General features: G+C 73.0%; 13 protein-coding genes. 9 read left to right on the top strand and 4 right to left on the bottom strand.

Annotated elements, in window-relative coordinates:
* The first annotated feature begins 146 nt into the window (after positions 1-146).
* The 5 genes from AAW13_RS15000 (at position 147) to AAW13_RS14980 (ending at position 3,861) form a co-directional block, all read left to right on the top strand.
* Positions 147-851, top strand: coding sequence for an SDR family NAD(P)-dependent oxidoreductase (locus AAW13_RS15000; protein ID WP_206306224.1), 705 nt, complete (start codon positions 147-149; stop codon positions 849-851).
* Positions 852-938: 87 nt separating this feature from the next.
* Positions 939-1,481 carry an MOSC domain-containing protein gene (locus AAW13_RS14995; RefSeq protein WP_206306223.1) on the top strand — a complete coding sequence of 181 codons (543 nt, stop codon included), beginning with the start codon at positions 939-941 and terminating at the stop codon, positions 1,479-1,481.
* Positions 1,482-1,664: 183 nt separating this feature from the next.
* Positions 1,665-2,171 carry a SigE family RNA polymerase sigma factor gene (locus AAW13_RS14990; RefSeq protein WP_046730564.1) on the top strand — a complete coding sequence of 169 codons (507 nt, stop codon included), beginning with the start codon at positions 1,665-1,667 and terminating at the stop codon, positions 2,169-2,171.
* 29 nt (positions 2,172-2,200) lie between these two features.
* On the top strand, positions 2,201-3,466 hold the full coding sequence (locus tag AAW13_RS14985) for a hypothetical protein (protein WP_046730563.1): 1,266 nt from the start codon (positions 2,201-2,203) through the stop codon (positions 3,464-3,466).
* A 92-nt stretch (positions 3,467-3,558) separates the two neighbouring features.
* Positions 3,559-3,861 (top strand): hypothetical protein, encoded by a 303-nt coding sequence (locus tag AAW13_RS14980; protein WP_046730562.1) that lies wholly within the window; start codon positions 3,559-3,561, stop codon positions 3,859-3,861.
* A gap of 42 nt (positions 3,862-3,903) precedes the next feature.
* Here the strand turns inward: AAW13_RS14980 and AAW13_RS14975 are convergent, their stop codons facing one another.
* Entirely contained in the window at positions 3,904-4,860 is a 957-nt protein-coding gene (locus tag AAW13_RS14975; protein ID WP_046730561.1) for a GlxA family transcriptional regulator, read from the bottom strand.
* Positions 4,861-5,004: 144 nt separating this feature from the next.
* Between AAW13_RS14975 and AAW13_RS14970 the strand changes: the two genes are divergently transcribed.
* Both AAW13_RS14970 and AAW13_RS14965 read left to right on the top strand, forming a co-directional pair.
* The gene (locus AAW13_RS14970; protein ID WP_046730560.1) at positions 5,005-5,475 is read left to right on the top strand and encodes a membrane protein; all 471 of its coding nucleotides are present in this window, start codon (positions 5,005-5,007) and stop codon (positions 5,473-5,475) included.
* 63 nt (positions 5,476-5,538) lie between these two features.
* Positions 5,539-7,014, top strand: coding sequence for an alginate lyase family protein (locus AAW13_RS14965; protein ID WP_206306221.1), 1,476 nt, complete (start codon positions 5,539-5,541; stop codon positions 7,012-7,014).
* Positions 7,015-7,071: 57 nt separating this feature from the next.
* On the opposite strand, the gene AAW13_RS14960 is transcribed toward AAW13_RS14965, so the two are convergent.
* Entirely contained in the window at positions 7,072-7,983 is a 912-nt protein-coding gene (locus AAW13_RS14960) for an MBL fold metallo-hydrolase (RefSeq protein ID WP_046730558.1), read from the bottom strand.
* A gap of 100 nt (positions 7,984-8,083) precedes the next feature.
* On the opposite strand from AAW13_RS14960, the gene AAW13_RS14955 reads away from it, so the two are divergent.
* Positions 8,084-9,025: an AraC family transcriptional regulator gene (locus AAW13_RS14955; protein WP_046730557.1), complete on the top strand. Its 942-nt coding sequence runs from the start codon at positions 8,084-8,086 to the stop codon at positions 9,023-9,025.
* 67 nt (positions 9,026-9,092) lie between these two features.
* Here AAW13_RS14955 and AAW13_RS14950 read toward each other — a convergent pair whose 3' ends face one another.
* A complete protein-coding gene (locus tag AAW13_RS14950) occupies positions 9,093-10,559 on the bottom strand; it encodes an MFS transporter (protein WP_046730556.1) in 1,467 nt (488 codons plus the stop codon).
* Between the two features lie 84 nt (positions 10,560-10,643).
* Positions 10,644-11,906 (bottom strand): DUF445 domain-containing protein, encoded by a 1,263-nt coding sequence (locus tag AAW13_RS14945; protein WP_420855464.1) that lies wholly within the window; start codon positions 11,904-11,906, stop codon positions 10,644-10,646.
* A 242-nt stretch (positions 11,907-12,148) separates the two neighbouring features.
* On the opposite strand from AAW13_RS14945, the gene AAW13_RS14940 reads away from it, so the two are divergent.
* Positions 12,149-13,471, top strand: a complete 1,323-nt coding sequence (locus AAW13_RS14940; protein ID WP_046730554.1) for an SGNH/GDSL hydrolase family protein — start codon at positions 12,149-12,151, stop codon at positions 13,469-13,471.
* The last annotated feature ends 489 nt before the right edge of the window (positions 13,472-13,960 follow it).

Genomic DNA, 13,960 nt, shown 5'->3' with positions numbered 1-13,960 from the left:
ACGACACCAACGAGCAGCGCAACCGGCAGAGCAACGGCCAGAACAACGAACAGCGCGACGAACAGCGCAACGGGCAGACCAGCGAGCAGACCAGCGAGCAGCAGAACGAACAAGCGGACGCGCGGCGGAACGCGTCGACGATCGCGCTGGTGACCGGCGCGAACAAGGGCATCGGGTACGAGATCGCGGCGGGGCTCGGCGCCCTCGGCTGGCAGGTCGGGGTCGGCGCCCGGAACGAGGAGGCGCGCGAGGGTGCCGTGGCGAAGCTGCGGGCGGCCGGCGTGGACGCGTTCGGCGTACCGCTGGACGTGACCGACGACGCGAGCGTGGCCGCCGCCGCCGCGCTGGTCGAGGAGCGCGCCGGCCGGCTCGACGTGCTGGTGAACAACGCCGGGATCACCGGCGGCATGCGGCAGCTGCCCACCAGCGTCGACGTCACGGCGGTGCGGGCGGCCGTGGAGACCAACGTCATCGGGGTCATCCGGGTCACCAACGCGATGCTGCCGCTGCTGCGCCGCTCGGCCTCGCCGCGGATCGTGAACATGTCCAGCAGCGTCGGTTCACTGACCCGGCAGTCCACGCCCGGCGCCGAGGTGGGCCCGATCGCCGTGGCCTACGCGCCGTCGAAGACCTTCCTGAACGCCGTCACCGTCCAGTACGCCAAGGAACTGAGCGACACGAACATCCTGGTCAACGCCGGCTGCCCCGGTTACTGCGCGACCGACCTCAACGGTTTCCGCGGCGTGCGCACCCCGGAGCAGGGCGCGGCGATCGCGATCCGGCTCGCGACCCTGCCCGACTCCGGCCCGACCGGCGGCTTCTTCGACGACGAAGGGGTGGTCCCCTGGTGACCCGGAGGCGAGCGGGCAACGCGCGAACTCCGTGGTGCCCACGCCGCCCACGTGGTTAGGGTCGGCCTCATGAGTCTCGTGAATCCGATGGACGGGGTCGTGGTCGCTGTCAGCCGTCATGACGTCTACTCCTTCACGAAGCCGAACCGGGAGAGCATCACGCTGCTCGCCGGGCTCGGGGTGGAAGGGGATGTGCACGCGGGGGTGACCGTGCGGCACCGGTCCCGGGTGGCGCAGGATCCGACCCAGCCGAACCTGCGGCAGGTGCACCTCATCCACGAGGAGTTGTTCGAGGAGGTGCGGAGCGCCGGGTTCCGGGTGACGGCCGGGGAGCTCGGGGAGAACATCACCACCCGTGGCATCGAGCTGCTGGGACTGCCGGCCGGGACGCTGCTGCGGATCGGGGCGGAGGCCGTCGTCGAGGTGACCGGGCTGCGCAATCCGTGCCGGCAGATCGACGGCTTCCAGGCGGGGTTGCTGAAGCAGGTCGTCGGGCGGGACGAGGCCGGGCGGGTGGTCCGCAAGGCCGGGGTGATGAGTGTGGTGAAGGTGGGGGGTGTGGTGCGTCCGGAGGACGCGATCCGGGTGGAGCTGCCCGCCGGGGACCACCGCCCGCTGGAACGGGTCTGAGGGGCCGAGGGGTGGGGCCGAGGGGTTCGGGCCATGTGCCTCCTCTGAGATTTCTTTGCGTTCCCTGAAACATTTCCCCCGGCCCACCGCATCAATGAGGTGACACAGCAGAACGCCGGCGACGGCACGCCACCGGAGACGGCACGGGCGCCGGGGACCGGACGGGGACGGGAGAGCTCGCGGATGGGGCACACGGCGGTGGAGGGCTACGTCGAGTTCGCCGCGGCGCGGGCCGGGCATCTGTACCGGTCCGCCTGTCTGCTCACCGCCGGGGACACCCACCTCGCCGAGGACCTGGTGCAGGAGGCCCTCGGGCAGATCTACGTCCGCTGGGGGCGCGTGTCCCGCGTCGGGAACCCCGCCGGGTACGCGCAGACCGTCCTGACCCGGACCTTCCTCGCCCACCGGCGGCGGTTCAGCAGCCGGGAACGGGCGCGGGACTCGTTCCCCGACGTGGTGGCCGCCGGCGCCGATCCGTCCCTGCGGCTGACCCTTCTGGACGCGCTCGCCCGGCTGCCCGCCAAGGACCGGGCCGTGGTCGTCCTGCGGTACTGGGAGGACCGGTCGATACAGGAGACCGCGGACGTGCTCAACGTGAGTTCGGCCGCCGTCCGGACCCGGTGCGTGCGAGCCCTGGCACGGCTGCGCGAGCTGCTGGGCGAGGACCTCGCCGAGTACGCCCGTTCCTGACCTCAACCTTGTGGAAGCGGTGGTTCGTCATGCCCGTCGAGCAGCGGCACAGCGACAGCGATCCCTTCGAACGTGAGCTCTCCGCCGCCCTGCGTCACACCGGCGGCGGTTTCGACACCGACCGGGCCGCGCTCGCCGACGCCGGCACGGCCCGGGGGCGGCGGCTGCGGCGGCGCCGGCGAGCCGCCGTGCTGGGCGGCGCGGCGGGGGTGGCGCTGGTCGGTGTGGGCGGCGCGGTGGCGGTGTCCTGGGGCGGCTCGTCGTCGTCCACCAGGCCGCCCGCCGCGGTGAGTACGACCCCGCACGTCACCGCGTCCCCCTCCGCCGTACGCCCGGTCACCTCGGACGACATGATCGGCACGCTGGAGAAACTGCTGCCCGCGGGGAAGACCCGGCAGGCCGAGGGACGCGGCGTCGACCCGGACGAGCCGCTCGTGGATCCGTACGCGCAGGTGGTGTACGACGACGGGCACGGTGCCGCCGCCATCAGCGTCGCCGTGAACCGGGTGCTGCCCGGCGGGACCGACGCCCGCCAGGTCACCCAGTGCCCCGACAAGCTGTACATCCCCTACGACAGCTGCGTCACCAGCCATCTGCCCGACGCCTCCGTCGTCACCGTCGTGAAGGGGTACGAGTACCCGGACCGGCGCGTGGACACGAAGCTCTGGACGGCGAACCTGGTCACCCCGGACGGCCAGCACGTCTCCGTCAGCGAGTGGAACGCGGCGGCCGAGAAGGACGCGCCGATCAGCCGGGAACAACCGCCGCTTTCCGCCGCACAGTTGAAGGTGCTGGCGGCCGCGAAGGAGTGGCGGGGGGTCGTCGACGCCATTCCCGAGGACCCCCGGCAGACCCAGGAGCCGCCCACCGCCGGGCAGGACGCCAAGGGGATCCGGCAGACCCTCGCCTCGCTGATTCCCAAGGGGCTGAAAGTGGTGGCGCACGGCAGCGACGACGACCAGTTCACGTACGTGGTCGTGGACGACGGGCACGGCAGGAGCCTCGTCCAGATCAACGTGCAGCCGGACATGTCGGACGTCGCGGGTCAGCTGTTCGGCTCCGGCTCCGAGACCCTGCCCGACGGGACCCTGGTCGCGGAGCGGAAGGCGCCCGGCGAGAAGGGCGGTGCGGGGGTCGTCATGTGGACCGCCGACACCCTGCGCACGGACGGGTTCCGCGTGGTGATCAGCGCCTTCAACTCCGGCTCCCAGCGGACCGCCGCCACCCGCACCGCTCCGGCCCTGACCATGAAGCAGCTCCGGGCGATCGCCCTCAGCCCACGGTGGAGGTCCTGACGTCACCGGGGTTGACACGGGTCGACTCAGGTCCGCCCGGTGGGGTCGTCGCCGGGTTAGCCTCGGGAGATCCAGACATGAGGGAGAGCGCGATGGCCAGGGTTCCCAGTTCCGTGATCGCCGCGGGTGGGCTCGTCGGAGGGTACGGCGTGGCCCGTTGGACGAAGCAGCGGCCACTGGGCGGAGCCGTGCTGGCCGTCGCCGGGGTCGCGGCCGCGCGGCAGTGGCGGCAGCGGGCGGGCGGGAAGGCGGCGGGTGCGTTGTCCGCCGCGTACGTCGCCGCGTTCGCCGGGTCGCATCCGCTGGCGAAGAAGGTCGGCGCCTGGCCGTCCGTGTTCGGCGTGGCGGGCGCGGTGGCTCTGGCGTCCTGGGCCGTCGCCGACCGCCGCGCCTGACCACCCGCGACGACCGCCGGGCCCGAGGCCCCGTGTCGGCGGCTAGCCGGCCGAGCTGCGGAACGACCGTCGGTAGGCCTGCGGGCTCGTCCCGACGACCCGGCGGAAGCGTTCCCGGAAGGCCGTCGGTGAACCGAAGCCCGACTGGGCCGCGATGCGCTCGACGGGGTGGCCGGTGGTCTCCAGCAGGTGCTGCGCCCGGCGCACCCGGGCCCGGTGCAGCCACTGCAACGGCGTGGTGCCGGTCTGCTCGCGGAAGCGGCGGTTGAGGGTCCGGGTGCTCATGCCGGCCCGCGCCGCGACCTCCTCCAGCGTCAGGTCCCGGTCGCAGTTGTCCTCCAGCCAGTTCAGCAGCGGCTCCAGGGTGGCCCCGGCGGGCGCCGGCGGCTGGTCGTGGACGATGAACTGGGCCTGGCCGCCCTCCCGTTCCAGCGGCATCACCGACATCCGCGCGGTGTGCGCGGCGACCGCCGAGCCGTAGTCCCTGCGCACCAGGTGCAGGCACATGTCCATGGCGGCCGCCGCGCCCGCCGAGGTCAGGAACTGGCCGTTGTCCACGTAGAGCACGTTCGGGTCCACCTCGATCGCCGGGTACAGGGCGGCCAGGGTGTCGGCCGCGGCCCAGTGCGTGGTCGCGCGCAGGCCGTCGAGCAGACCGGTGGCGGCGAGGACGAACGCCCCGACGCAGACCGACGCGATCCGCGTGCCGTTCGCCGCGGCCGCGCGCAGGGCGTCGGCGACCTCGGCCGGCGGCGCGGCGGCGGGGTCCGCGACCCCCGGCACGATGACCGTGTCCGCGTCGGCGAGCGCGTCCAGCCCGTACGGCGCCCTGACCGTGAACGCGCCGCCCGCCGCGGTCACCTCGGCCGCGGGCCCGCACACCCGCACCCGGTAGGCGTCCCGTCCGTCGGGCAGCCGGGCCCAGCCGAAGGTGTCGATCGGCACGGTGAAGTCGGAGGGGATGACCTGGTCCAGGACGAGCACGGCGACGGTGTGCATGGCAGAAACATAGTCGCCCGACGGATTACCGCCGACAAGGGGTCCGGCTTCCATGGCCCTGGCGTCCGCTCCTGGCGGGAATCCGTCGAACAGTGGCAGTATCGCCGCTTCTGCAAGATCGGCCGGCCGCCTACGGTCGAGGCCGTGACCAAGTTCCTCCTCGCCGTCCACGTCCTCGCGGCGATCGTCGCCATCGGCCCCGTCACCGTGGCCGCCAGCATGTTCCCGCCGGCCGCCCGGCGCGCCCTGGAGGCGCCGGACGACCTCCGGGCCGCCGAGACCCTGCGACTGCTGCACCGGATCTGCCGGGCGTACGCGCTCGTCGGCGTCGTGGTCCCGGTGTTCGGGTTCGCCACGGCGAGCAACATGCATGTGCTGGGCAGCGCCTGGCTGATCACGTCGATCGCGCTCACGGCCCTCGCGGCGCTCGTCCTCGTCGCCCTGGTACTGCCCCGGCAGACCGCGCTGGTCGAAGGCGGGAGCGGGGCCGGGAGCGGGGCCGGGTTCCGGCAGGCGACCGTGCGACTGGCCATGTTCACGGGGCTGTTCAACCTTCTCTGGGCCGTCGTGACGGTACTGATGATCGTCCGGCCGGGCTCCACGACCGGCGCCTGAGGCGACTTCCGCCGCGGTTTCTGTTATCGAAGGGCGGCCCCGTCCGTCTCCCGGGGCATGCACATGACTCGACAGATCAGCCGCCGGACCATGCTGAAGGCCTCGGGCGTGGCGGTGGGGGCCGCCGCGGGGACCGCCGCGGCGGGCGGTCCCGCGTCCGCCGCCGGGTCCGCGTCCCTCGTCCACCCCGGTCTGCTGCACACCCGTACCGACCTCGACCGCATGGCCGCCAAGGTGAAGGCGGGCGCCGCCCCCTACACGGCCGGGTTCGCCAGGCTGACCGCCAACCGGCACGCGCAGAGCGGCTGGCAGCCGCGGCCGCAGGCCGTCGTGTACCGGGGCTCGGGCACCCCGGAGAACTACACGGTCCTCTACAACGACATCCACGCCGCGTACCAGAACGCCCTGCGCTACCACGTCACCGGCGAGAGCGCCCACGCGGACACCGCCGTCGCCATCCTGAACGCCTGGTCGGCCACGCTCACCGCGGTCAGCGGCTCCGCCGACCGGTTCCTGGCCGCCGGCCTGTACGGCTACCAGTTCGCGAACGCCGCCGAACTCGTCCGCGACCACGGTGACTTCGAGCTGGCCCGGTTCCAGGAGATGCTCGGCAAGCAGTTCGGGGCGATGAGCGACGACTTCCTGGTCCGGCACAACAACGCGGTCGTCTCCAACTACTGGACCAACTGGGACCTCGCCAACATGGCCTGCGTCCTCGCCACCGGCATCCTCTGCGACGACCGCGCCCGGATCGCCCGCGCCGTGGACTACTTCAAGAACGGCGCCGGACTCGGGGCGATCAGGAACGCGATCCCCGTGGTGTACGACGACGGGCTGGCCGAGTGGCTGGAGGCGGGCCGCGACCAGGGGCACGCGCTGCTCGGCGTCGGGCTGATGGGCACGATCTGCGAGATGGCCTGGAACCAGGGCATCGACCTGTACGGCTACGACGACAGCCGCTTCCTCAAGGGGGCGCAGTACGTGGCCAGATGGAGCCTGGGCGGCCGGGTGCCGTTCACCGCGAGCACCCGGCGCAAGGGCGCGGTCGGAGGCTGGTCGGGCAGCGAGACGGTGAGCGCCGCGGCGGCCGTCGACCCGGCCATGACCCGCCCCATCTGGGCGATGATCGCCAACCACTACACCAGGCGCCGGGGCATGCCGGCGACGTACCTCACCCGGATCGCCGCGAAGGCCGCACCCGAGGGCGGCGGCGGGGACTACGGCCCGAACAGCGGCGGCTACGACCAACTGGGCTTCGGAACCCTGGCGTTCACCCGGGACCGGGCCAGCACGGCAGCCGGTACGACGGCCACGCCGGCGGCGCCGGACGCGGCCGCGCCGGCATCGGTACCGGCATCGCAGGCGGCGTCGGCGCCCGCGTCGGCTGCGGCCTCCTCCGCGCCGTCGGCCCAGGGTGAGCGCGGTGACCTCGCCGCCACCGGGTCCGGTGACGTCGTCGCCTGGACCGCGGCCACCGGGGTCACCGCCCTGGCCGGCGGGCTGCTGTTGCTGCGCAGGCGGACCCGGGCCGGCCGGTAGGCGGCCGGATCGGTGGACGGCCCGGTCGGCAGGCGGCCGGATCGGTGGACGGCCCGGTCAGCAGGCGGCCCACGGGCCGAGGGCGAAGCCGTCGCCCTCTCGCCGGACCTCCAGGGCGCCCGCGCCGCCGAAGTGCGCGGGGACGAGCAGTTCCCGTTCGTCGGCGGCCCGCGCGAGGATCCGGCGGCGGCTGGCCACCGCCTGTTCCGGGTCCGCGCACCCGTTGCTGCTACAGCAGGGGTGGAGGATCTGGAGCGGGCTGTGCAGCAGGTCGCCGGCGAAGACCGCCCGGTCGCCGCCGGAGGCCAGCCGGAGCACGGCCGAGCCGGGGGTGTGACCGGGCGCGGACTCCAGGGTGAGGTGTTCGTCGATGCGGTGCTCGCCGTCCCACAGCACGGACAGCCCGGCCCGGTGGACGGGCGCGACGCTGTCCTCGTAGATGAGACGGTCGACCTCCCGCTCGCCGTTCGCGTAGGCGTTGTCCGGGCCGAAGTGGAAGTCGTCGGCGGCCGGGACGAGGTACTGCGCGCCGGGGAACGTCGGCACCCACTCCCCGTCCGCGTCGACGGTGTTCCAGCCGACGTGGTCGACGTGCAGGTGGGTGTTGACGACGACGTCGACGTCCCGCGGACGCACACCGGCCCGCGCCAGCCGGCCGAGCAGGTCGCCCTGGCGCCGGTGGAACGGCGCCATGCCCGGCCGGTCGCGTCCGGCGCCCACCCCGGTGTCGACGAGGACGGTCCGCCCCGCGCTGCGCAGCACCCAGGTCTGGAGGGCGAGCACCGCCCGGCCGCCGTCCGGCTCCCAGTGGTCCGGGGCCAGCCAGTCCTCGTTGTCCTTCCACGCCTCGGCGGCGAGGTCCGGGAACATGTCGGCGGCGGGCACGAACGGCTGGTGCCACTCGACCACCCGGACGACCTCGACGTCCCCCAGCATCATGCGCTGCACACCCTCGGTCTCATTCGTCATACCCCGACCTTATGAAGCTGTTCCGAGCGTCTCAATGCGCTCAAGCCTCAACGGGATACGCGTCCGTCTCACGTATGTGCTCAGAGAGTAGGCTGGGCCAATGGATGTGGTGAGCGACGCGATCTCCGTCGTCCATCTCGGGCACCCCTCCTCCCGCCGGCTGCGGATCGGGGGAAGCTGGTGCACGCGGCTGGACGCGTACGAGGGCGCGGGCTTCCATGTCGTCCTCCAGGGCGGCTGCTGGCTGCTGCCCGACGGCGGCGAACCGGTGTCCCTCGGGACGGGTGACGCGATCCTGCTGCCGCACGGCACCGGTCATGTGATCGCGGACGCCCCGGTGGACGCGGGGGCCGCGGCCCGCGCGGTGCCGTTCGAACGGTGGATCGAGGAGCGCGGACCACGGTCCCGGCCGCCCGCCGGGCGGGACGGCACGGACATGCTGTGCGGCAAGTACTGGCTCGACTGCACCCGAATGCACCCGCTGATGACGGAGCTTCCCGAGGTGGTGCACCTGCCCAACCGGGTGGGCGGCCACCCCGAACTACGGGCGGCGATCGATCTGCTCGCCGGTGAGCTGGACGAGCGGCGGCCCGGTTCCGCCGTCGCGCTGCCGAACCTGCTCGACCTGCTCCTCGTCTACATGATCCGCTCCTGGATGAGCGAGACGACCACCGGTGTGTGGCCCGCCGCGCTGGGCGACCCGGTGACGGCCGCGGGCCTGCGGGCGCTGCACTCCGACCCGGCGGCGCCGTGGAGCAACGACCGGCTGGCGGCGGAGGCGGGTGTCTCCCGCCCCACCCTGGCACGCCGGTTCACCGCGCTGGTGGGCCGCCCGCCGATGGCGTACCTCACCTGGTGGCGGCTGATCCTCGCGGCCGGTCTGCTCAGGGACACCCCCGACACCCTGGCCGCGATCGCCGACCGCGTCGGCTACGGCAGCCCCTACGCCCTCTCCCACGCCTTCCAACGCGAGTTCGGGACGACCCCGGGCCGCTACCGAGCGGAGACGGCCGACCGCACCCTTGAAAACGGACGGTCGTGAGGCGCGCCCCGAAGGGGCGCGGGGAACCGCGCGACCAGCCCCCACCGGGCCCGCAGCGACGCACCTCCTACACCTGCGCCCGGCCCGGCGCGGCCGACAGCGGTGCCGCCACGTCCTCCAGCGACCTCCGCTCCGCGTTCACCGCCAGCGCCGCCGCGACCAGTCCCGCCACGCACATCAGGCCCGCGCCGATCTGGAAGGCCAGCACCGTGTCCAACACCTTCCCGGTCCCGGTCAGGTCGGCGAACAGCAGCGGCCCGCTGATGCCGCCCGCCGCCGTGCCCAGCGCGTAGAAGAACGCGATCGACATCGCGCGGGTCTCCATCGGGAAGATCTCGGAGACCGTGAGGTACGCGCTGGACGCCCCCGCCGACGCGAAGAACAGCACCACGCACCAGCAGGCCGTGAGCGTCCCGGCGGACAGCGACCCGCGGCCGAACAGCCACGCGGTCACGAACAGCAGCACTCCCGACAGCAGGTACGTCGACGAGATCATCACGCGCCTGCCGACCGTGTCGAACAGCTTGCCCAGCAGCAGCGGCCCGAGGAAGTTGCCCACCGCGATGACCACGAAGTAGTAGCCCGTGTCGCCCGTCGGCACGTCGAAGAACGTCGTGAGGATCGCGCCGAAGCCGAAGGTGATCGCGTTGTAGAGGAACGCCTGCCCTATGAAGAGGGAGAAGCCGAGGACGGCCCGCCGCCGGTAGTCGTGGAAGACCGTGCGGGCGATCTCGGCGAACGTGACGCTGCCGCGCTGGTGGATCACCAGCTCACCCTCCGGCTCGGGCAGCGGCTCGCCCTTCTCCGCCTCCACCCGCCGCTCGATCGAGGAGACGACGTCCTCCGCCTCCCGCTCCCTGCCGTGGATCAGCAGCCAGCGCGGGCTCTCCGGGACGTTGCGCCGTACCAGGAGGATGACCAGGCCGAGGACGACTCCGAGGGCGAAGGTCAGCCGCCAGCCGACGTCCTTGGCCAGGAAGTCCGTGTTCAGCGCGACGATCGACAGCAGCGAGCCGCCGATCGCGCCGAGCCAGAAACTGCCGTTGATGACGAGGTCCACCCGGCCGCGGTACCGCGCCGGGATCAGTTCGTCGATCGCGGAGTTGATCGCCGCGTACTCGCCGCCGATGCCGAACCCGGTCAGGAACCGGAAGAGGAAGAACCACCAGGGGGCGAAGGAGAGCGAGGTGAGGGCGGTGGCGGCCAGGTACACCGCCAGGGTGATCATGAAGAGTCTCTTGCGGCCGAACCGGTCGGTCAGACGGCCCCAGAACAGGGCCCCGATGCAGGCACCGGCCACGTAGAGAGCCGCGGCCGTGCCGGTGACCTGCGACGAGGAGATCGGCAGGCCGCTGCCCGGCTCCGACAGACGGCTCGCGATGTTGCCGACGACCGTGACCTCCAGGCCGTCCAGGATCCAGACCGTGCCCAGGCCGATGACGATCGTCCAGTGCCAGCGGGACCACGGGAGCCGGTCCAGTCGGGCCGGGATACGGGAGGTGATCGTCCGCCCGCCGTGTTCGTCCGCGCCCATAGCCGTAGCCGTACCCACACGCGCCTCCTCGACCGGGACTCCATGACCGAAAGCCGCCCGATCGAGTGCCCCGCGGAGCGCCGGCTACGCCCCCAGCGCCCGTGACACCGTGAAGATCAGCACGCCCGCCAGCGATCCGACCACCGTGCCGTTGATCCGGATGAACTGGAGGTCGCGCCCGATGTGCGCCTCGATCTTCCGGGTGGTGTGCTCGGCGTCCCAGCCGGCCACCGTGTCGGTGATCAGGGAGGTGATCTCCTTCCGGTACGTGGTCACCACGTGCACGGCCGCGCCCTCCACCCAGCTGTCGACCTTCTCCTGGACCTTGGGCTCGGTGGCCATCCGGGCCCCCAGGGAGATCAGCGAGGCGCGCACCCGCAGCCGCAGTTCGCTGCGCTCGTCCTCGGCCGCCGAGACGATCATGGACCGTACGGCCGTCCAGGCGGACGCGATCAGGTCCTGCACCTCGCCGCGGCCGAGGACCTCGCCCTTGAGGCGTTCGATCCGGGCCCGGGTGTCGGTGTCGGACTGGAGGTCGTTCGCGAAGTCCGTGAGGAAGCGGTCCAGGGCGCCGCGCGCCGGGTGGGACGGCATGTCCCGCATCTCGGCGCAGAACCGCAGCAGTTCCTTGTAGACGCGCTCGCCGACCCGCCGGTCCACGAACCGGGGCGTCCAGCCGGGCGCGCCGCCCTGCACGGCGTCCATCACCGAGTCGCCGTGCGTGACCAGCCAGTCGTGGGCCCGGCTGACGACCAGGTCCACGACCCGCTTGTGGCCCTGGTCGGCGACGATCCGCTCCAGCATCTTGCCGATGCCGGGCCCGATCTCCTGGGCGTCGGCCCGGCGGGTGATCGCCTCGCCGACCACGGCCTGGACGTCCGAGTCCCGCATCACGGTCAGGGCGCCGCGCAGGGCGGTCGCCAGCTCGGCCGTCACCCGGTCGGCGTTCGTCGGCTCGGCGAGCCACGCGCCGAGCCGGCTGCCGATGCCGACGGCGTGCAGCCGCTGCCGTACGACGTCCTGGGAGAGGAAGTTCTCGCCGACGAACTCGCCCAGCGAGACGCCCAGCTGGTCCTTCTTCGTGGGGATGATCGCGGTGTGCGGGATGGGCAGGCCGAGGGGGTGCCGGAACAGGGCGGTCACCGCGAACCAGTCGGCCAGCGCGCCGACCATGCCCGCCTCGGCCGCCGCCGCCACGTAGTCCGCCCAGGCGCCGGCGCCCGCGCCGGACGCCCATTTCGCCAGCACGTACACCAGGGCGACGAACAGCAGCAGGCCGGTCGCCGTGGTCTTCATCCGCCGCACGCCCCGCTGACGCTCCTCGTCGGCGGGCGTGAAGGCGTTCATCGACTTGTACGACGGTACGGCGCCCGCCCGGTAGTCCGTCCGGCCGCCCGCCGTCTCCGTAGGTTCCGCCATCCGCTCCACCCGTCCGCAGCCGGTCACCCTCACGGTGATCCCGCACATATTGTCCCTTGCTGACCTACTCCCGGAACGGAACAAGAGTTCCCGTCGTCTGTATGTTCGGGAAAATTGCGGCAGGCGCCGTCCGTCGGAGCCGCCCACAGGTCGAGGAGAACCACATCAGCATGACCCGGCGTCACCACGGGTACGCCCTGCTCGGGGCGGTCGTCGCACTGATCGTGGCCCTGTCGGCCACCCTCTACGCCGTCGTGGCCGCCGAGGACGGGACGCCCGCGGCCACCGCCGTCCCGGGCGGCGGGCCGCACGGCGTCTCGGCCGCGCCGGTCTCCGCCGGCACCTGGGTGGGCTCCTGGGCCGCGGCCCCGGTGGGCGGCGAACCGGGCACCGAGTCGGCCGGCCTCGCGGGCCGATCCCTGCGCAACGTCGTCCACACCAGCACGTCCGGTACGCGCGCCCGGGTCACCCTGTCCAACCTGTACGGGCAGTCCGCGCTCACCCTCACCCACGCGTCCGTCGCGCTCGCCGCGGGGCGCGGCACGGCGGCGGCCGACGCGGCGACGATGCGGCGGCTCACCTTCGGCGGGGCCGTCTCCGTGGTCATACCGGCGGGCGGGCAGGCGGTGAGCGACGCGGTGGCGCTGCGGGTGCCGCGCGGCGCGGACGTGCTGGTCACCACGTACTCCCCCACCGCGTCCGGCCCTGTCACCTACCACCCGCGGGCCCGTCAGATCTCGTACGTGGCGGCGGGTGACCGCACCGAGGACGCGGGCGGCGGCGCGTACACCGGGCAGACACCGTACTGGCGTTACGTCACCGCCCTCGACGTGCTGAGCGACGACTCCGACGGCACGCTGGTGGCGTTCGGGGACTCGCTGACGGACGGGGTCACCTCCACGACGGGCGCGAACCGGCGCTGGCCGGACGCGCTGGCGGGACGGCTGCGCGGCGGCGGGGGCGCGCCGCGCTACGGCGTGGTCAACGAGGGGATCAGCGGCAACCAGGTCCTCGCCGACGGGCTCCGGCCCGCCGGGAACGAGCGGGGCGTCGGCCGCTTCACCCGGGACGTGCTGGGCCGCCCCGACGTCAGGGTGGTCGTCGTCGACCTCGGCATCAACGACATCCTCCGCAACCCCGGTCTCGCCGACCCAGACGCGGTCACCGGCGGGCTGCGAGCGCTCGTCCGCTCGGCCCACGCCCACGGGATCAGAGTGGTCGGGGCGACCCTGATGCCGTTCCGGGGCCACCGCGGCTGGACCCCGGCCAGGGAACGGGTGCGCCAGGAGATCAACGAACGGATCAGGTCGGGCCGGGTGTACGACGCGGTCACCGACTTCGACAAGGCGCTGCGCGACCCGTACGCCCCCGACCGCCTCCGCCCCTACTACGACTCCGGCGACCACCTCCACCCCAACGACCAGGGCTTCAAGAAAATGGCCGACACCCTCGACATCGCCGAACTCAGCGACGGAGGCTCAGCCTCCCTGTAGAAACCACCGAACCACCACGACCACCCCAGGGACACCCGCGCCCCCGATCCGCCGCACAGCCAAACCACCCACTCCACCTGGATCCACCGCGGCCGGTGAGACAGCCGCTCCACCCCGATCCGCCGCACAGCCAAACCACCCGCTCCACCTCGCTCCGTCGCGGGCGGTGCCACAGACGCTCCGCCTCTGTCCGCCGCGGCGGTGGTCAGCCACGACGGTGCTGTTCGGCGGTGCCGGGCCGCGCCGCGGGTGGGCGGGCGCAGGACAGTGGGGGCTGGACGCGCAGTTCCCCGCGCCCCTGGGTCGGCTGCCCTGGCGTTCGCCGACAGTCGCCGCACCATCGCTCCGTCGCGGGCGGTGCCACAGGCGCTCCGCCTCTGTCCGCCGCGGCGGTGGTCAGCCACGACGGTGCTGTTCGGCGGTGCCGGGCCGCGCCGCGGGTGGGCGGGTGCAGGACAGTGGGGGCTGGACGCGCAGTTCCCCGCGCCC

This window comes from Streptomyces humi (assembly GCF_001005085.2).
Taxonomy (GTDB): Bacteria; Actinomycetota; Actinomycetes; order Streptomycetales; family Streptomycetaceae; genus Streptomyces; species Streptomyces humi.
This window is presented reverse-complemented; position numbering and strand designations above follow the sequence as displayed.